The sequence below is a fragment of the Latilactobacillus parafuchuensis genome (assembly GCF_055271665.1).
Map to the genome: position 1 here is coordinate 130,223 of NZ_CM143875.1, position 20,311 is coordinate 150,533.

General features: G+C 43.0%; 19 protein-coding genes. All 19 read right to left on the reverse strand.

Annotated elements, in window-relative coordinates:
• Positions 1-56 precede the first annotated feature (56 nt).
• Positions 57-404 (reverse strand): 50S ribosomal protein L19, encoded by a 348-nt coding sequence (rplS, locus tag ACVPPQ_RS00830; protein WP_254680451.1) that lies wholly within the window; start codon positions 402-404, stop codon positions 57-59.
• Positions 405-522: 118 nt separating this feature from the next.
• Positions 523-1,266, reverse strand: coding sequence for a tRNA (guanosine(37)-N1)-methyltransferase TrmD (gene trmD, locus ACVPPQ_RS00835; RefSeq protein ID WP_463495065.1), 744 nt, complete (start codon positions 1,264-1,266; stop codon positions 523-525).
• Positions 1,263-1,784, reverse strand: coding sequence for a ribosome maturation factor RimM (rimM, locus tag ACVPPQ_RS00840; RefSeq protein WP_025082512.1), 522 nt, complete (start codon positions 1,782-1,784; stop codon positions 1,263-1,265). Before rimM ends, trmD begins: the two co-directional genes overlap by 4 nt.
• Positions 1,785-1,850: 66 nt before the next feature.
• Entirely contained in the window at positions 1,851-2,093 is a 243-nt protein-coding gene (locus ACVPPQ_RS00845; protein ID WP_254680449.1) for a KH domain-containing protein, read from the reverse strand.
• A gap of 9 nt (positions 2,094-2,102) precedes the next feature.
• Positions 2,103-2,378 carry a 30S ribosomal protein S16 gene (gene rpsP / locus ACVPPQ_RS00850; RefSeq protein WP_025082510.1) on the reverse strand — a complete coding sequence of 92 codons (276 nt, stop codon included), beginning with the start codon at positions 2,376-2,378 and terminating at the stop codon, positions 2,103-2,105.
• Between the two features lie 106 nt (positions 2,379-2,484).
• Positions 2,485-3,921 carry a signal recognition particle protein gene (gene ffh, locus ACVPPQ_RS00855; RefSeq protein ID WP_463495068.1) on the reverse strand — a complete coding sequence of 479 codons (1,437 nt, stop codon included), beginning with the start codon at positions 3,919-3,921 and terminating at the stop codon, positions 2,485-2,487.
• Positions 3,922-3,945: 24 nt separating this feature from the next.
• Positions 3,946-4,287 (reverse strand): putative DNA-binding protein, encoded by a 342-nt coding sequence (locus ACVPPQ_RS00860; protein WP_463495070.1) that lies wholly within the window; start codon positions 4,285-4,287, stop codon positions 3,946-3,948.
• 148 nt (positions 4,288-4,435) lie between these two features.
• Complete coding sequence (locus ACVPPQ_RS00865) at positions 4,436-5,584, reverse strand: glycerate kinase family protein (RefSeq protein WP_463495072.1); 1,149 nt, start codon at positions 5,582-5,584, stop codon at positions 4,436-4,438.
• A gap of 10 nt (positions 5,585-5,594) precedes the next feature.
• Positions 5,595-6,881, reverse strand: coding sequence for a GntP family permease (locus ACVPPQ_RS00870; RefSeq protein WP_463495074.1), 1,287 nt, complete (start codon positions 6,879-6,881; stop codon positions 5,595-5,597).
• A gap of 100 nt (positions 6,882-6,981) precedes the next feature.
• Complete coding sequence (locus ACVPPQ_RS00875; RefSeq protein WP_463495076.1) at positions 6,982-8,019, reverse strand: CdaR family transcriptional regulator; 1,038 nt, start codon at positions 8,017-8,019, stop codon at positions 6,982-6,984.
• A gap of 87 nt (positions 8,020-8,106) precedes the next feature.
• Positions 8,107-9,528 carry a signal recognition particle-docking protein FtsY gene (gene ftsY, locus ACVPPQ_RS00880; protein ID WP_463495078.1) on the reverse strand — a complete coding sequence of 474 codons (1,422 nt, stop codon included), beginning with the start codon at positions 9,526-9,528 and terminating at the stop codon, positions 8,107-8,109.
• Positions 9,529-9,540: 12 nt separating this feature from the next.
• Positions 9,541-13,098, reverse strand: a complete 3,558-nt coding sequence (gene smc / locus ACVPPQ_RS00885) for a chromosome segregation protein SMC (protein WP_463495080.1) — start codon at positions 13,096-13,098, stop codon at positions 9,541-9,543.
• A 35-nt stretch (positions 13,099-13,133) separates the two neighbouring features.
• Positions 13,134-13,838 (reverse strand): ribonuclease III, encoded by a 705-nt coding sequence (rnc, locus tag ACVPPQ_RS00890; RefSeq protein WP_463495082.1) that lies wholly within the window; start codon positions 13,836-13,838, stop codon positions 13,134-13,136.
• A gap of 149 nt (positions 13,839-13,987) precedes the next feature.
• Positions 13,988-14,959, reverse strand: a complete 972-nt coding sequence (locus ACVPPQ_RS00895; protein ID WP_463495084.1) for an ABC transporter ATP-binding protein — start codon at positions 14,957-14,959, stop codon at positions 13,988-13,990.
• Positions 14,946-16,007: an ABC transporter ATP-binding protein gene (locus tag ACVPPQ_RS00900; RefSeq protein WP_463495086.1), complete on the reverse strand. Its 1,062-nt coding sequence runs from the start codon at positions 16,005-16,007 to the stop codon at positions 14,946-14,948. Before ACVPPQ_RS00900 ends, ACVPPQ_RS00895 begins: the two co-directional genes overlap by 14 nt.
• Positions 16,008-16,021: 14 nt before the next feature.
• Positions 16,022-17,035, reverse strand: a complete 1,014-nt coding sequence (locus ACVPPQ_RS00905) for an ABC transporter permease (RefSeq protein ID WP_463495087.1) — start codon at positions 17,033-17,035, stop codon at positions 16,022-16,024.
• A gap of 1 nt (position 17,036) precedes the next feature.
• Positions 17,037-17,969, reverse strand: coding sequence for an oligopeptide ABC transporter permease (gene opp3b / locus ACVPPQ_RS00910; RefSeq protein WP_463495089.1), 933 nt, complete (start codon positions 17,967-17,969; stop codon positions 17,037-17,039).
• 67 nt (positions 17,970-18,036) lie between these two features.
• Entirely contained in the window at positions 18,037-19,680 is a 1,644-nt protein-coding gene (locus ACVPPQ_RS00915; protein ID WP_463495090.1) for a peptide ABC transporter substrate-binding protein, read from the reverse strand.
• 262 nt (positions 19,681-19,942) lie between these two features.
• Complete coding sequence (acpP, locus tag ACVPPQ_RS00920) at positions 19,943-20,185, reverse strand: acyl carrier protein (protein ID WP_025082499.1); 243 nt, start codon at positions 20,183-20,185, stop codon at positions 19,943-19,945.
• Positions 20,186-20,311: the final 126 nt, after the last annotated feature.

Below are 20,311 nucleotides of genomic sequence, written 5' to 3' on the forward strand. Positions count from 1 at the left end.
AATTATCGCATAAAGAAAGGCCGCCTCGTAATGAGTCGGCCTTTTTATTGGTTATCTTAACGACGAGCTTCTTTAATACGAGCTGCCTTACCATGTAATGCGCGTAAGTAGTATAACTTAGCACGACGAACACGGCCATGACGGATAACTTCAAGTTTAGCAACACGTGGTGAATGTAATGGGAATGTTCTTTCCACACCAACACCGCTACTGATCTTACGAACAGTATAAGTTTCGCTCACGCCAACACCGTGACGTTTGATAACAACGCCTTCGAATAATTGGATACGTTCGCGCGTACCTTCGACAACTCGAACGTGAACTCGAACACTGTCACCAGGACGGAATTCAGGCATGTCTGAACGTAGTTGTGATTTTGTAAGTTCTTGAATTAATAGATTCATTAGAATCTCTCCTTTTTCACAGATATTCATTAACGTTGAATCGCCAGCGGAATACCGTTGTTTTGTGACTTTACATCACAATGTTAAATTTTACCATAATTAGCCGACAATTAAAAGACTAATTTTCTGAAGTTGCTTCTTGTTTTAATTCACGGATCCATTTGATTTGATCCTTGGTTAAATCGAGTTTCTTTAACAAATCGGGTCGCCGTTCCAATGTGCGTTTAAGCGACATCTTTTCGCGCCATTCATTAATCAACTTGTGGTTACCGTTCATCAATACTTCTGGAACGGTTAAGCCTCGGTATTCCGGTGGCCGCGTATATTGTGGATGTTCCAGTAAGCCGGTTGAAAATGAATCAGTGATTGCGGATTGTTGGTTGCCTAGCACACCGGGAATTAGCCGTGCAATCGCGTCAATCATGACCATCGCGCCTAATTCACCACCCGTTAAGACGAAATCACCTAAGGAAACTTCATCGGTGACCAGGGTGCGGATTCGTTCGTCATAACCTTCGTAATGACCACAGATAAACACTAGATGATCTTCTTGCGCAAATTCTTCAGCCACGCTTTGATTAAAGGTGACCCCCGCTGGATCTAAAAGAATCACGCGTTTATGGCCCGGATTCTTCGCATTGACTTGATCCATCGCTTCAAAAATGGGTTGGGGCCGCAACAACATCCCCGCACCACCACCATAGGGGGCATCATCAACTGAATGGTGTTTGTTGACTGAAAAATCACGAAAATCCGTGACTTCTAAATCGACCAATTCCCGATCAATTGCTTTACCAATAATGGATTGGGATAACCCGTTTTGAACCATATCTGGAAATAAACTTAAGACATCTATTTTCATTCAATCAGCCCTTCTGGCACTTCAACATAGGCTTTACCGGCCTCTAAATCAATCCGTTTAATGACTGTTTTTAAGAACGGTAATAATAAATCCTGATGACCCCGTTTTTTAATGACCCAGACATCGTTCGGACCGGGATTAATAATTTCGTTGACGGTCCCATAACTGGTTCCGTCAGCTTCTTCAACAACTTCAATGCCGATGATATCATCGTAATAATATTCACCATCATCCAATTCATTATCCCGTTGATTCGCCGCAATTTTTAAATTATGGCCTTTGAAGGGTTCCACATCATTGATGTTCGGATACCCCTCAAATTGCAATAGATAGAATTGTTTGTGTTGACGCATTGCTGAAACGGTCACGTCAGTTAAACCGTTAGGCATTTCAACGGTGAGTCGTGTTCCCTTTTTAAAACGGTCTTCCGCAAAATCGGTGGTGGCAATTACCCGGACTTCACCCCGAATGCCGTGTGTATTGACGATTTTACCGACTTGATAATATTTTTCTGGCATGCAATTTTCTCCTTATTCAACAAAAAACGCCTAAACAAAACATTGCTGTTTCATCTAAACGTTTTTTTAGGCATCTACAATATTTAAGCGGACGCGCTTAGCATATGGTGCTTTCACACTATAAACAATGGTGCGGATTGATTGCGCAACCCGACCCTGCTTGCCAATGACGCGACCGATATCAGCAGGATTCACCTTTAAGTCAAATTCCATAAAACGTTCAGTTTCATGTTCAGTCAATTTGACGTCTTGGGGATGTTCGACAAGTGGCTGAACAATTGCAATAATTAGTTCTTTCACATCTGTCATAACGAGTCCCTATTTCTTAGCGAAACGCGCTTCGTGATATTTTTGCATAATCCCTTGTTTTGATAAAAGATTACGAACAGTATCAGAAGGTTGTGCGCCTTTTTGTAACCAGTCCATGATGACTTCTTCTTGTAAGTTCAAGTCAATTGGTTCTGTTAATGGATTGTAGTAACCAACTTCTTGGATAAAGCGGCCATCACGTGGTGAACGTGAATCTGCTACAACAATACGGTAGAATGGGCGTTTCTTAGAACCCATGCGTTTCATACGAATTTTAACTGACATTAATGCCACCTCCTATTAATTCTTTAACAAGACATAATATACCAAAAATTACAGGCCGTGTAAAGTGTTTTTTCTTTACAGGCTGTTTTTTTTTAATTTAACTTGATTATGATTTAAACCGACGCGCATTTTTAAGGCGTTTCTTCTTATTCTTCTTATTCTTGCGAACCATTGAGTTCATCGCCATCTTACCCATGCGACCTTGAACGCCATTGCCCATTAAACCTTCCATGCCGTTAAAATTACCCTTCGACATTTGGTTCATCATCTTCTTCGATTGATTAAATTGTTTAATCATCCGATTGACTTCTTGGACAGGCCGACCAGCACCGGCGGCTAAACGACGCCGGCGACTCGGGTTCAATAGATCCGGATCTTCACGTTCTTTAGGTGTCATTGATTGGACAATCGCCTTCATGTGCGTCATGTCCTTCGGATCCATTTTAACGTTCTTCAATTGCGGATTATTGGCCATCCCCGGAATCATCTTCATAATATCTTCCAAAGGTCCCATGTTTTGCAATTGATCCATCTGATCGAGGAAATCGTTAAAATCAAAACTATTTTCTTTAATCTTTTCCGCCATATCGACGGCTTTTTGTTCGTCGTAATCCTGTTGGGCTTTTTCAATCAAGCTCAGCATATCACCCATGCCCAGGATTCGGCTACTCATCCGATCAGGATAGAAGATATCTAATTGCGTTAGTTTTTCACCTTGACCGGTAAACTTAATCGGTTTGCCCGTAACGGCGCGGATTGAAAGGGCAGCCCCACCACGCGTATCGCCATCTAACTTAGTTAAAACGACCCCGGTAACTTCTAGGCGGTTATTAAAGCCTTCAGCCACGTCTACGGCAGCTTGACCAGTCATCGCATCGACCGTCAACAAGATTTCATTCGGATGCGCTAATTCGCTAATATCCGCTAATTCTTGCATCAAAGCTTCATCAATTTGAAGTCGACCGGCAGTATCAATTAAGACGTAATCGTTCTTTTGTAAGTTGGCCTGGGCTAACCCTTGACGAACGATTTCAACTGGACTGACATCGGTCCCCATGTCAAAAACAGGGACGTTAATTTGGGCGCCGACCGTCTTTAATTGGTCAATGGCCGCGGGCCGGTAGATATCGGCCGCAATCATCAATGGCCGGGCTTTTTCATTTTGAACTAAGTAGTTGGCCAATTTCCCAGCCGTCGTAGTTTTCCCGGCCCCTTGTAGCCCGACCATCATAATAATGGTTGGGACGTGTGGCGATTTATTCAATGGTACGGCGGTTTCACCCATCATCTTCGTTAATTCTTCATCGACGATTTTGACAATTTGTTGGGCGGGTGACAAACTATCGAGCACTTCGGCCCCGATTGCCCGTTCCTTAACAACTTTAATAAAGTCTTTAACGACTCTAAAGTTAACATCGGCTTCCAATAATGCAAGACGAATCTCACGCATGGCTTGATTGACATCGGCCTCAGTCACTTTCCCTTTACGTCGTAATTTACTTAATGCCCCTTGTAATCGTTCTGTTAAGCCTTCAAATGCCACTGATTATCATTCCTTTAATTGTTTTTATTGTTCGGTTAGATCCAACAAATCCGTTAATAACCGCGCTAATTGTTGATCCTCTGGATAATGGGCTTGAATATATTTTTGCAGTCGATCCGCACTCGCATTTTGTTGTTCGTAATTCTGGAACAAATGCAATTTTGCTTCATAACCTTCTAATATTTTTTCAGTCCGACGGATATTGTCGTAGACGGCTTGGCGGCTCACCGCATACTCTTCAGCAATTTCACCTAGTGAGAAATCATCCCCATAATACAGCGAAATGTAACTGTGTTGTTTCGCCGTTAACAGCGCACCATAAAATTCAAACAGTGAATTCATCCGTGCATTTTGTGCCAGTTCCATTTGACGCCTCCTAGGTTAGATTGACCTAACTATTAGAGTACCGATTTTATCGGCTTGAGTCAACGTTTATTGCCATTATTTCCCGTAATTTTGCCCGATTAAAAACGACGAATCAGTCTTAAATTCAAGACCGCTTCGCCGTTTTCATTTAATCATTATGCCGATTTTGTTTAATCAATCGGGCAATATTAGTGCTCGTCAACGTCAAATTGGCTTTAGTGTCTGCCAACGCTTTGTCCAGAGTCATGACACCGGGAGTTGAACAAAAAATAGCATCAATCCCTAAGTCATATAATACGTCAGTTCCCTGACCGATATTACCGGCAATTGCAATCACCGTAGCGGCTGGATTAACCCGTTTAACCGCCTTAGCAACTCCAATCGGCGTTTTGCCATATTGGGTTTGAAAATCAATCCCACCTTCGCCCGTCACAACAAGCTCTGCATCGCGGGCAATCTGAATCAAATGCGTTTGTTCGACAACGATTTCGACTCCCGCTTGCATTTGTGCGTTCGTAAAAGCCAATAAACCGGCTCCCAAACCACCAGCCGCCCCAGCGCCAGCGATTGGTGCAACGTCTAACCCGACATCCCGTTGAATAATCTGCGCGTAATGCGTCAAATTCTGATCAAGTTGTGCGACCATCGCCGGTGTTGCACCCTTTTGCGGACCAAAAACGGCTGATGCACCCGTTGGCCCCGTTAATGGATTCGTGACGTCGGAAGCAATAACTAATTCAACAGTTTGTAATGCCGGTAAAATCGTGGTCATGTCGATTGAGGCTAACTGGGCTAACGCACCACCACCAAAACCGATTGGTTGTTGTTGTGCATCCAATAGTTGCACACCCAAGGCTTGCGCCATCCCAGCGCCACCGTCATTAGTCGCACTGCCACCAATCCCAATAATGATTTTACGGGCCCCGGCTTCAATCGCCGCGCACATTAATTGTCCGGTTCCGTAAGTCGTCGTGATTAACGGATTTTGCGTCGTTGCATTGATAAATTGAATGCCACTGGCCGCAGCCATCTCGATGACGGCCGTTTGTTGGTCGCCTAACAAGCCGTATTGCGCTTCAACATCAATCCCTAACGGATTTTTAACCACTGCGGTTTTAAACTGGCCACTCGTGGCATCGACTAAGGATTGGACCGTCCCTTCGCCACCGTCAGCCATCGGCACTTCAACAATTTCAGCCTCTGGAAAGACACTGGCAAACCCGGCGCGCATTGCGTGACTAGCTTCAATCGCCGTCACTGAATTTTTGAATGAATCGGGTGCTAATACAATTTTCATTTCATCCACCTCACAATATCCCATACATGATAACGGCCGTCACCGCCATCGTTAAACCAACACCGGTTTCCCAAACAACAGCTTGCATCCGTTCTTTAAAAGTCATCTTCATCGCATTGGCCGTCACGTGGAAGTAATTGCCATGCGGTAAATGATCAATCACGGTCGCCCCGGTGTGGACCATCACGGCTGCACTTAAGGCTGGTATCCCAAACGCTAAGATTGGTTTGCTAAACGAGCCGGCTGCTAAAATCACCCCAGTGGAGGTCGAAGCCGTCGCTGCTGCCATTAAAATCCCAGCAATTGGCGCTAAGAAAGTCCCAGAAATCCCACCAGCTTGCACTAAACGAACAACTTCCGCTGGTAAATTCGAAACCCCAATCAACCCAGCAATCGCGCCCGCGCCGATTAAGATTAGCACGACATCGGTCATCCGCGCCATGCCCGCTTTGGTATAGGCTAATAATTGACGACCTTGCCCCATCGCCAACGTCCCAACAATCCCGGCAATTGGCAGGATATACATCGCATCAACTTGAAAACTTTGTAATAATTTAATTTGGAAAATATTACCGATTGGATTAATTAATAATAATACGACCGCCAATAATGGCGTCACAACCGCCGACTTTAAAGACGGACCCGTTTGAGTTTGGGCTGCTTGGCGACCTTCAACATCACTTTCTTGGACTTGAGTTCCTTTATTTTTCAATAAAGTCGCTAAAATGATGGTCATGATTAACCCACAAACTGCTGGAATAAAATCAGCAATCATTACCTGACTCAATTCAACGTTAAACCCTTTGGCCGCTGCAATCGTGTTCGGATTCGGCGAAATGATATTGCCCGCTTTCCCGCCACCCGACAAAGCGACTAATAACGCTAATTTAGAGATGTGCATCCGTTGACCAACCTCAAGAGCGATTGGTGCGACGATTAAGACGGCCACGGGGATAAAGACCCCGACACCGGTAATAATCATCGTCGCCAACGCCAACGCAAAAATGGCTAATCGATCACCTAGTCGATCGACGATTGTCCGCGCAATCGTGTCGGCCGCACCCGATTCCATCATGACCCCGGCTAAAACCCCAGCGGCCAAGACCCGAATGACGGTTCCCATGACACTTTGCGATCCGGTCACGATAATATCGACGGTTTGTGCTAAACTAGCCCCGCCAATTAAAGCCCCCGCTATCGTCCCGAGCAAAAGTGAATAAACAGCATTTAACTTACATAAAATCAGAATAATCGCAACTGCAAGACCGATCAAGGCGGCCCACCAAACAATTGTCATTCCAAAAACCTCCTCTGTGTTATATTACAGAATAATTGTAATCGTTTCATCTGATATATAACACTGGCGGATTTCCGATATTATTTGTGCGAATGCACAATTAACTTAATTGATAATCAATCAAAGCGATGTATAACATGACTAATTCATGATAGACCTTAGGATCTAACCCAATTTTATTTTTTATCTGATTTAATCGATAGTGCAACGTGTTCCGGTGAATGTGTAATTGGTTGGCAGTCTGTTGCATATTACCGTTTAATTCAACGTAGGTTTGCAGCGTTGTAATTAAGTCGTGCCCCGCTGCTTGATGATTGAGTTCAATCAACCGTTGCCGATAATCATTCACATCCACTTTAGCAGCCAACAACCGCTGAATATGCGCAATTTCTAATCGATAATACGGATTTGTAGTATGGGTCAACCGATTATAATCCACCACCTGTCGCGCTTGAGCCAAACCAATCCCTAAAAAGCATTGTGCTGTACTAATACCAACAATATACTGTTGCTTTTGAGCGAAGTCTAACCACCGTTGCCGTTCCAGCGGTTGGCGCGTAATAATCACTAATTCATCCGGATTCAACCTAATTTTATAACTGTTAGGCCCTACCGGTTGTTGAATCAGGACAGTCGTATTAATTAAAACGAGTTGGTATTCTTGTTTTAGATTGATTCCAAAAGCATACGCTTCATTGATAAAATCACTGGTTTGTTCGCTTTCTTGTTTCAACCCGACCCACATCAATAAAAAGCGTTCTAGACGCCGTTTTTCACGCGCCTCTTCTTTAGCGCGTAAGGCTTGCTCCGTCAATAATTCAGTTGTCACTTTGACTAGCGGTGCGATGTAGGTTAACTGTTTGGGATCACCGGTAATCCCGACGACCCCAATCACGTCATTTTGAACAACAATTGGCATATTATACCCTTGTAAAACACCATTTAGTTGATCGGTTAAAATCTGATTATTTCGTTTCAGTCGAATAGCTTCAACCGCCCCATCATGCAATTGCCCAACCCGAGTTGGTTCACCACTGGCAATAATCACGCCCTGTTTATTCATCACGTTAATATTATACGGAATCTCTCGTTGTAACCGCGCCACAATTTTTTGAGCCAACTGTTGTTCAATTTCCATCTTAAGCCCTCCTAAGATTACAGAACTATCATGCTAAAAAACACAACTACCCACTTGGATAATTGTGTTTCTAACAACTGTATTCGTTTATTTAATTGCCTTGCTGACGTCGGTATCAATCGTCGCTTCTGGACCGTCTCCGGTAATAATATCCTTAAACAAGCCGTATACAAAGCGATTAGGATCAAATAATTGTAAATCATTCATTTGTTCGCCTAATCCGACCATCTTAACTGGCAAGTGTAATTCTGTCCGCACCGCTAAAACAATCCCGCCTTTAGCGGAACCATCTAATTTGGTTAGGACAATTCCGGTCACATCCGTGGTCGCTTTAAATTGTTTCGCTTGGACTAAGGCGTTTTGGCCCGTTGTCGCATCCAAAACCAGCAATACTTCTTGCGGTGCATTCGGAATTTCACGAGTAATAATTCGTTTAATTTTTTCTAATTCGTTCATTAAGTTGACGTTGTTTTGTAAACGACCCGCAGTATCGACCAATAAAACATCATAATGTTCCGTCTTAGCTTTATGCACCGCATCGAACACGACGGAAGCGGGGTCGCTGCCCGCTGGACTTGCGACAACTGGTACCGACACTCGCCGGCCCCATTCTTGTAGTTGTTCGATAGCCCCCGCTCTAAACGTATCACCAGCGGCTAACAAGACCTTCTTACCCGCTTTTTCGAGTTGATGGGCAAACTTACCAATTGAAGTCGTTTTACCCGCGCCGTTGACCCCAACAAATAAGAAGACCGTCGTTTCACCGGCTGGTGCAAAGTGCAACGCATTATCTTCGGCTTGACCTTCTTGACCGTATAGATCAACTAATTTTTCAACAATCGCTTGTGAAACGGCTTCCGGCTTTTTAACATTCCGTAATTTAACTTCTTCACGCAACTCATCGGCAATTTTCATTGCCGTTTCATAACCAACATCGGCTTCAATCAACATTTCTTCGACATCGTCAAAAAACGATTCATCAACCGTTCTAAAGTTAGCAAATAACGCGTTTAAGCGTTGCCCAAAAGTTTGGCGCGATTTCGCTAAACCTTGATCATATTTCTGCGTTTCAGCGGCCTGAATTGGTTGATCAACGTCCACGGTGGCTTCTTCATCGGTGGCTGCTTCGACTTCAGTAACTGGTGCTTCTTCTGATTCTACTGGAGTTGCAACTTCTTCAGGGACTGACGGTGTTGCAACTTCAGGTTCCGTCTCAATTTGCGTTTCAGAATCATCATTTGCGATGACCACCATTTCGGTTTTCGGTTCACTATCGGCCGTATCGGGTGTCACAGTTGCTGCCGGCTGAACAACTTCAGTTGGTGGTGTTTCTGATTCTGCATCGCTTGGTTGGTCAGATGGTTCTGTTGGTTCTGTTGGTTCTGTTGGTTCTGTTGGTTCTGTTGGTTCTGTTGGTTCTGTTGGTTCTTCGGTGATCGGTGGTGTGACTTTCTTTTCAGGTTCTTCTTCGCCTGTAAAAGCCTTTTTAATGCGGTCAAATAATCCCATATTGAATGCCTCCTAGGCTGTTTGATGTTCTTCTAGTGAAACCGATACAATCTTAGAAACGCCTGACTCGGCCATGGTGACGCCATACAAGCGATTCGCTTGGGTCATCGTCCCTTTACGATGGGTAATCACAATAAACTGGGTTGCACTTTCATATCGTTTCATGAAGCGGCCAAAACGTTCAACATTAGCATCGTCTAATGACGCTTCAACTTCATCGAGGATACAAAACGGCACTGGTCGCACTTTTAAAATTGAGAATAATAACGCAATGGCGGTTAGTGCACGTTCGCCACCGGACAATAAACTCAACCGTTGTAGTTTTTTACCAGGTGGCTGCGCGATAATATCAATCCCACTGGTTAGAAGCGCGGTCGGATCGGTTAACGTTAGCGATGCGTGCCCGCCACCAAACATCATTGGGAAGATGGCCTCAAACGCAACGGCCGTCTGTTCAAACGTTGTTTTAAAACGTTTCTCAACTTCCGTATCCATCTCGGCCATCGACGCTAATAGTTGGCGTTTGGCATCTAGCAAATCATTTTCCTGTTGCATGAGGAAATCATACCGTTCTTTAACCCGTTGATAATCCTCAATCGACGCTAAATTAACGGTGCCTAAATCGGCCAACCCTAGTTTAATCAGTTTTAATTTCGACCGTAATTGATCGTTGGTTAAATCAGACGCCTGTAAGGCCGACTTAGCCGCTTCATAACTGAGTTGATAATCTTCGCTCAATGTCGTTAAACGTTGATCAATATGCATCTTCGCTTGATTTAACGCCACTGCATTAGCTTCTTGTTCCGCCAACGCATTTTTTTGTAATTGATAAACACGGGTCGCATCGGCTTGTAGTCGCTCTTGGGTCGCTTTTAAAGTCGTCCGTTGTTCTTTTTGACCTTTTAGTTGTTGTTCTAATTGTTTAATCGTTTGATTCGTCGCCTCTAACAGTTCTTGACGCGCTTTTTGATCGAGCACATCCTCAGAATCCGTTTTTTGGAGCGCCGCCAATCGGTTTTGATTAGTCGTCAACTGTTGGCTTAATTCTTCAACGGACTGCGTGATCGTCGCTAATTTTTCTTGCCCGTTTTTATATTCAGTGTTGGCAACGGCTAATTTAGTTTCTAATGCGGTTTGTTGTTGGACAATCACTTTTTGACTATCATCAAAATGTTGTAATTGTTGGTTTGCTTGGTCCAATTCAGCCTTAAGCTGATCAATCGCTGCAGCAATCGTCTTTTCGGCCACCTGCAACTCACTTTGGCGTTGTTGGTCCGCTTGATAAGCCGTTTGCTGTTGCTGTAATTGGTAATCAGTCGCTTGTTGTTGTCGTTTAACTTGGGTCAGTTTTTCGGTCAATAACGTTAACGTATTATTTTCCGTTTGAGACGTCGCTTTGACCTGTTCAAAAGTTGCTTGGTGACTCGTCAATTGCGCTTGATGGTCCGTTAGCGTTTGTTTCAATTGTTGAACGCCGTGTTGTTTTTGATCCAATGCTACTTGCATTTTATCAATCTGAACGGTCAAATCAGCCAACGATTGTTTCCGGGCTAAAAGACCGCTACCCTGACGACTGGCGTGGCCCCCCGTCATCGAACCCCCGGGGCTCAAAATATCGCCCGCTAACGTCACAATTCGATAGCGATGACCCGTCAATTGACCGAGTTTAATCGCTAAATCAAGTTCGGTCGCAATAATTAAATTGCCCATTAAATGGGTCATGACCGGTGCGACTTGCGCGTCATATTGGACCAATTCACTCGCAATACCGACAAAACCGGGTTGTTGTTGCAATTGGTTCAGTAACGAATTCGGTAACGTCCGTGGTTTCACGACATTATTAGGCAGGAATGTTGCCCGCCCAATCCGATTGGTTTTCAAATAATCAATCGCTTGTTTAGCCGTTGCTTCATCGCGTGTGACCACTTGTTGGAGTTGTGCCCCTAACGCCAGTTCAATCGCTTGTTGGTATTGACTCGGAACGGTCATCAATTCAGCGACCGCCCCCAGTAAACCTGGTAATTGTTGCTTTTGTTTGAGGACCGCTTTAACCCCTTGGTAGAATCCGGCATAATCATCGTCCAACTCAGCCAAGCTTGCTTTTTTAGCTTTCGCCTGTTGCAAAATACCGGATGCTTGGAACCAATTAGTTTGTGCTTTTTGATAGTCCTTTTGGTCTTGCGCCAATTGTTGTTGCATCTGCGTCGACTGGGCTTGTAATTGGGCAACCTGTTCCGTTAACGCTTGGACTTTGGCCGCTTGATTGGCCTGCTGGGTTGTCTGTTGGGTTAATTGCGCACTCGCTTCACTGATCGTACTATCTTGATGCGCCAATTGAGTTTTAACTTGTAATAAACTCTTCGCTAAATATTGTTGATCATTATGGTTGGTGGTCTGCGCTTGCATCTGATCAATATAATCCTGACGAATTTGTTCAATTCGTTCTTTTAACTCCGCTTCACTGCCGGCCGTTTGTTTTTGTAAGGCCTTTAATTCGGTTTTAAGGGTCGCAACCGTTTGTGTTTGTTGATCAAAGGCCGTTTGTAATTGCGCTCGTTGTTGCTGAGCCGCCGTTAATTGAACCGTTAGTCGCTCAACCGATTTCTGCAGTGTTTTACGACTTTCATCGGTAAAATTGGCCCGTTCTTTTGAAACGTTCTCTTGTCCGACTAAGTTTTCAGCTAACCGACTTTTTTCAAGTAATTGCTGATTATTTTGTTCTAGTGTCTGTTCCAATTCAGTTAACGTCGCTTGATTAGCGGCTAAATCAGCGTTAGTTTGTTGATTATCGGCTTCAACAGTTGCTAGCGTTTGGGCCAAAGTTTCAGCCGTCTTTTGATGACTCGCCTGATCGATTGCCAATTGATCAATTTCAACCACTAATAATTGTTGATGAATTTGGTCAAACTGCGCTTTTTGATCTAAATAATCTTGGGCAATGCTGCTTTGTTCCTTTAAGGGTTCAACCTGACCTTGTAATTCGTGCACAATATCGGCGACCCGGTTTAAATTATCATCGGTTTGGTCTAATTCCGATTGCGCCTTTTTCTTTTGTTGTTTGTATTTCAAAACACCGGCGGCTTCTTCGATGATATTCCGCCGATCTTCCGGTTTACTGTTAAAAATGGCTTCAACCCGGCCTTGCGAAATAATTGAAAAGGATTCCCGCCCCAGGCCGGAATCCATAAATAAGTTGACGATATCTTTCAATCGGCAACTTTTTTGATTCAAATAAAATTCGCTATCACCATTCCGAAATAAACGTCGCGTAATCTTGACGTTGGCCGGCTCTTGCGGTAAATATTGATCACTATTATCAAAGTTTAACGTCACTTCAGCCCGATTCAATTGGGGCCGTAAATCGGTCCCGGCAAAAATAATATCTGGCATTCTTTCGCCCCGTAGACTTTTGGCTGATTGCTCACCCATCGCCCAGCGAATGGCTTCTGTGATATTACTTTTACCGCTCCCGTTAGGACCCACAATTCCGGTCAAACCGTCTGAAAAATTGATTTCTGTTTTATCGGCGAATGATTTAAACCCCGATAGCACTAATGATTTTAACTGCATGCACTAAACTCCCTACACCGTGTGACTGATGAACACTATTTTAATTGTGATAATGCTTTTTTAGCGGCCGCTTGTTCCGCCGCTTTTTTATTGCGACCAACCCCTGAGCCTAATACCTTGTGATCGACAATCACGTTAACTTCGAATTGGCGATCGTGTGATGGCCCCACTTCGGCTAATAATTGATAATCAATTTCGATTTCACCATCTTGTTGTAAAAATTCTTGCAAGTTAGTTTTATAATCGGTTTGATCTGAAAATTCACCGGCTTCAATCTTGGGGAAAACCAGTTGTTCGACGAATTTAACGACCGCTCCACGACCTTGATCTAAGAATAAGGCCCCGTTAAACGCTTCGAATAAATCTTCTAATAAAGTTGCGCGGGCCCGGGCACCGTTCTTCTCTTCACCCTTACCTAAACGAATGTAACGGTCAAAATGGGCTTCTTTAGAGAAGCTACTAAAACTCTTGGTACAAACAATTGCGGCCCGTAATCGGGTTAATTTACCCTCTGGCCAGTCTGGATATTTTTGAAAGAGGTATTCGGAAACGGTAATTTCCATCACCGCATCACCTAAAAATTCTAAACGTTCATTATCGCGCAAACCGAGTTCGCGGTGTTCGTTGACGTAAGAAGAGTGCGTAAACGCCTCGTCTAAGATTGCTAAGTTTTGAAATTCAATGCCGTAGCGCGCACGAAGCTCGCTGACTAGTGCTGCATCCAAAATAAAATACCCCATTTCACCTGATTATAATCTTTCACTATTATACCGTTTATACTGATAAAAAAACAGCGTTGGTCTGAGTTAGACCCTTTAATTCTCATCTAATTTTGTCCGTTAATAAAATAGACTAACACCGTTTAATCGGCGTTAGTCTATTTGAAATGTTATTGCGCAATCGTCGTTGCTTGTGTCATTTTAGCTAAAGCCGCTTGATAAGCTGGCACTTCAGCCTCGGTGGCATAGACAAAATGTTCAGGCCCCACTTCACGTAATTGACGACCTTCATTATTAGCTTCAATCGAAGCATCGTAAGCCACCCGTCGTTGCTTCCGTTCCAACTTAGGATCTGGTTGGGGCACGGCTGACAATAGACTTTGGGTATACGGATGCAATGCTCGGTCATAGATATCATCGGCGGATGCCAATTCCATAATCTGACCATTATGCATGACGGCAATCCGGTCACTAATGTATTTAACCATTGATAAATCATGCGCAATGAATAAATACGTTAAATTTTGTTGCGCTTGAATATCCTTCAATAAATTGACGACCTGTGCTTGAATCGACACATCTAACGCCGAAATCGGTTCATCAGCGATGATGAATTTCGGTTTAACCGCCAATGCGCGCGCAATCCCAATCCGTTGCCGTTGACCACCAGAGAACTCATGAGGATAACGTGTCGCGTGATCCTTGTTTAACCCGACGAGGTCCAACAATTCATTGACCCGCGCATCAGATTCAGCTTCGGTTTTCACCAATTTATGAATGTGAAGGCCTTCAGCAATGATGTCTTTGACTTTCATCCGCGGGTTCAAAGAAGCGTACGGATCTTGGAAAATCATTTGAATCTCTTTCCGGAATTCTTTCATTTGTCGACTATGATTCTTAATTTTACTGATATCCTGACCGTCAAATAAAATTTCACCACTCGTTGGATTGTAGAGACGAATGATACTCCGACCAGTCGTACTCTTCCCCGAACCAGATTCTCCAACAAGGCCAAACGTTTCGCCTTCGTAGATTTCAAATGAAATATCATCAATCGCTTTGACTTCGGATTTTTTACCTTTATTAAAGTATTGTTTTAAATGTTTGACACTGACTAATACTTTCGGTTTATCCTTTTCCATCTATCTGACCTACCTTCTGTGTTTCAACCTGTTCATATTTTGTCATCAACGACTTAATCGCTGCTGGCGGATCAACGTGCGGTGCATCTGGATGCAATAACCAGGTCGCCGCATAATGGGTTTTAGAAACCTTGAAGAACGGTGGCATCTCTTCTGCATCGATTTGTAGTGCGTACGGATTACGCGGTGCAAACGCGTCCCCCTTAGGCGGATCAAGTAGATCAGGTGGTGTGCCCGGAATTGCTTCTAGTTTACCCGAAGTATCTAACGTCGGCATTGAGTTTAATAGGCCCCATGTGTAGGGGTGTTTCGGTTGATAGAAGATTTCATCGACCAAACCGTATTCAATAATCTTACCCGCGTACATCACGGCGACCCGATCAGCAATCCCAGCCACCACGCCTAAATCATGGGTGATAAAGATGATTGAGGTTTCAATCTTACGTTGGAGTTCCTTCATCAAATCGATGATTTGTGCTTGGACGGTTACGTCCAAGGCGGTCGTTGGTTCATCAGCAATTAAGACTTGCGGATAATCAACAATCGCAATCGCAATCACGATCCGTTGACGTTGACCGCCGGAGAATTGATGCGGATAATCTTTCATACGCTCTTTGGCGTTTGGAATCCCGACTAATTCTAAAACCGTTAGCGCCCGTTTCATCGCATCTTCTTTATTCATCGCTTTATGAATCAATAAAGGTTCAGCGACTTGTTTGCCAATCGGCATGGTGGGATCTAATGAGGTCATCGGATCTTGGAAAATCATCGAAATTTCGTTGCCCCGAATTTGGTTCATTGCCTTTTCAGGCTTCTGCAATAAATCGTCACCATGGTATTTAACCGTGCCGCCTTTAATTTGCGCATTGCTGGCCAATAGACCCATGATACTCCGAACCGTCACGGATTTACCTGAACCAGATTCGCCGACAATTGCGAGGGTCTCGCCTTTTTTCAATTCAAAACTCACATCACGAATCGCGTGAACGTCGCCTGCGTAGGTTTTAAAATCGATGCTTAAATTTTTAACTTCTAAAATATTTGCCATTTGAAAACCTCCGACTATGACTTAGGATCAAAAGCATCCCGTAAGCCATCTGCTAATAAATTGACTGCGACCATGATGAGACATAGGACCGCTGCTGGATACCACATTTGGTACGGTAAGAACCGGAAGGCTTTTTGACCATCCGATAATAACGTCCCTAATGAGGCGCTTGGTGCTGGAATCCCGATTCCGATGAAGCTTAAGAAGGCTTCGAAGAAAATCGCACTCGGAATCGTAAACATGGTTTGAATAATAATGGTTGAGGATAAGTTGGGAATCAAATGTTTCAAAGCAATCCGAGTTGGGGTTTCACCCAAAGTCCGCGCCGCTAAAACAAATTCCTGTTCCTTCAACTGGAAGGTCTGGGCTCGAATCAGCCGGGCCATCGTCACCCACCCGGTAAAGCCAATCGCCAGAACGATTGATAATAAACCTGGCCGGAGAATTAACATCATTAAAACCACGACGATTAAGTTCGGAATCGATGAAATGATTTCGATGATCCGTTGCATGAAGGTATCAACTCGACCACCTTTCCAACCGGAAATAATCCCGTACGGAATCCCAATCAATAAATCGACTAAGGTTGCTAAAATTCCGATTAATAGGGATAAACGTGTCCCGTATAGAATCCGGGATAATAAATCACGACCGAGATAATCAGTCCCTAAGATAAAGCTCTTGCCCTTAGGAACGCCGGCCTGTTGATACTTATCAACTGTCACGCCAGAAACCGTGGCCGTCCCTTTGAATCCGGGTAAATGACCATTACCGATTTTAGGCGGTAAGTTAGCATACGCCACGTTTTGCGTATTGGGATTCTGCGGCGCAATCACGGGCGCTAGAAATGCTGCAAGAACAATCGCCAATAGGACAAAGAGTGACACAACAGCCACTTTATTTTGCTTCAGACGCCGAATCGCATCTTGCGTAAACGTCAATGAAGGTGCACTAATTTTTTCTTGTTCTTCATGATTGTCGGCTTTGAGTGGTTTAAAAGAACCAGCTGTTATTTTTGTATCTGACATGTTAGTTGGCCCCCTTTTCACTTAATCGAATTCTTGGATCGATAATACCGTATAGAATATCAACCACTAAGATAATTAACATTAATAAGAATGAATAGAAAATCGTCAAGCCCATGATGGTTGGATAATCGTTAGTCATAATTGATTTCACGAATTGTTCCCCAATCCCAGGAATTGAGAAGATATTTTCAACAACCAATGACCCTGTCATGAGGTTGACAGCCATTGGCCCGATAATCGTCACGACCGGAATCATTGAATTCCGTAGGGCGTGTTTAGCCACTGTTTGCCATTTAGAATTTCCTTTGGCTTTGGCTAATTCGATGTAATCACTGCTCAAAACATCCACCATTTCAGTCCGCATGAACCGGGCCGTATTGGCCAGTGGCGCGACCGCTAAGGCCAACGTCGGTAAAATACTTGATGAGAACCCATCCCATAAAGCGATAGGAAACATTTGTAATTTGAAAGCTAAGAAGAATTGAAGTAAAACGGCCAAGACGAAGTTAGGAATTGAAATCCCTAAGATTGAAAAGAACGTTGCGACCCCATCCACCCAGGTATTCTTCCGAATAGCTGCGACAGCCCCTAATAAAACCCCTAAAACAGAACCCAGAATCATCGCTTGGGCCCCGATTTGTAAGGAAGGTGCTAGCCGTGACATGATTAAACTCAAGACGGGTTGATTATTAAATTGGAAGGAAGTCCCAAAATCACCATGTAATAAACCAACGATGTAGATCCAATATTGTTCTAGAATTGGTTTATTTAATCCATATTGTTCATTCATAATCCGTAATTGATCCGCGCTTAATTTTTCTTGATTCGTGTAGGGTGTCCCTGGCATTAACTTCATCATGAAGAACGTGACCGAAGCAACAATGAACAGGGTTAAAACCAGATAGAATATTCTTTTAATTAGATATTTACTCATATGATTGCTCCTAACAAAAACGGGCTTCATTGTTTTTCAACGCCGAAACCCATTTTATAAAGTCGTTTTATTTTTTTAAATAAAGTGAGACATTATTGTAATTACCAGATGGGCCGTAATCTAACCCTTTGACGTTGGCGTTCGTTAAGTACGCTGTACCAACTTGATACAATGGGATGACCCCTGATTCAGTATTCATAATATCTTGTGCTTTTAATAGGTTTTGCCATCTAGCCGTTGGATTATTGGCATTAATTGTCTTACTTGCTTTGATTTGTGCATCGTATTCAGCATTACTCCAGTGACCGTTGTTATTAGAACTATCAGTCACAAAGAGGTCTAGGAACGTGATTGGATCTGGGAAATCAGCATTCCAAGCGCTGACCGCTAAATCGAAATCACCACTATCTGAACGAGAAAGACGTGTCTTAAATGGCACATTTGCTAATGTGACTTTCAAGCCTGATAAATTCTTTTCAAGCGTATTTTGTAAATATTCAGAACGTTTCTTAGCGATATCCGTATCATCACTGAGCATTGTGTAATTAAATGTTTTACCAGTTTGACCTAATTCAGCCAAACCTTCTTTCCAAAGTTTAGCAGCTTCCTTCGGATTATAAGTCGCATTCTTAAGCCCGGCTGCACTCAATTCACTGGTAAAATCTTTATCAGTTGTTGGGTTATAAGCCATGTTTTTAGGCGTTATCGAACTAATCGCTTTAGAACCATCGCCTAAGACTTGTGAAGCAAGTTCTTCACGATCAATCGTCATCGAAATTGCTTTTCTAATCTTAGCATTTTTGAAGATTGGATTTTTTTCTTGATTCATTTGAATATAGAAAGTTGATGATAATGATTTTGTTGAATAATCAGGATCATTCTTCATTTGTTTAGCCGTGTCACCAGTAATCACAGTCCGATCAACTTTTTTACTTTGGAATAAGTTTAAAGCCGTTGATGGATCTTTAACCACTTGGTATTTCAAGTTCTTGACTTTAACATTTTTGGCATTCCAGTAATTAGTATTCTTGACTTCTTTCCAAGAGCTATCCGGACCATTCCAGTTAGATAACTTATAAGGGCCATTGAAAACTAACGTCTTAGAATTTGTTCCGTAAGCTTTACCCGCTTTTTCGACGGCTGCTTTATAAACTGGGAAGAAAGTTGAGCTGGTCATTAATTGACTGAAGTATGGAATTGGTTTGTCTAAAGTGACAACTAAGGTATGGGCATCCTTGGCTTCAATCCCTAATGTATCAACCGCTTTTTTACCGGCTGTGATATCCGCTGCATTCTTGATACCTTCATAGATATAAGCGTATTGTGAACCGACTTTCGGATTAACGACCCGTTGCCAAGCATAAACGAAATCTGCGGCCGTCACGGCTTTGCCGTTACTCCATTTCGCATCTTTACGGAGCGGAATCGTGTACGTTAAACCATTGTTGGTTGGTTTAACCACCTTAGTCGCAATCGCTGGTTTAACCGTCTTACCTTCATAACGGTAAAGACCTTCCATCGTGTCCGTTAAAGTTTGAGCACCGATCACATCGGTATTTAATGCTGAATCCATTGTGGAAATTACATCGGTTGTCGTAAACGTCACCGTATCGGTTGATGCCTCTTTACTTCCTGATGAACCACACGCTGCTAATAAGACCGTAATGGCCAATGTTGTTACCCCTAACACCAAACTCTTTTCTCGTCTCATATGGACACTCCCTTCAGTTGTTAAAAATAATAATACCTGAATAAAAATGAAAAGTAAATAAGAAAGATTAAATTTCTCTAATTTATTTTCGCTATCAAATCAACGTTCGTGTTTAGATAATCAGAAAAAGGCCGTTATAATAACGATTATTATGTGAATGCGCTCATTTTATATCATCGTTTGCTCATTTAGAAATAAGTACAAAAAAAGCTTAACGCTAGAATCATTAGATTTCTAGCGTTAAGCTCTTTTTTCGATTAGCTTATTTTGTCTTTGTTTTGATATAAGCGACGGCATCCGCAACTGTTGCGATTTTTTCAGCTTCTTCATCTGGGATTTCGGCACCAAATGTGTCTTCCAATTCCAAAACGAATTCAACAACATCAATTGAATCAGCGTCTAGGTCTTTTTTAAAATTTAATTCATTAGTAATTTGATCTTTATTTAATTCAAAACGATCGACAATAATATCCGCAATCTTATCAAAGATTTCTTGTTCATTCATGTTAAAACCTCCAAAAATTGAAACACTTTCGTACCTAAGCATTATCGGTATTCAGTGATTATACCTAACTTTCTAGGCCGTTTCAAGTAAACTGTTTTAGCCCGCGAAGTCCATTGTAGTCCCTTT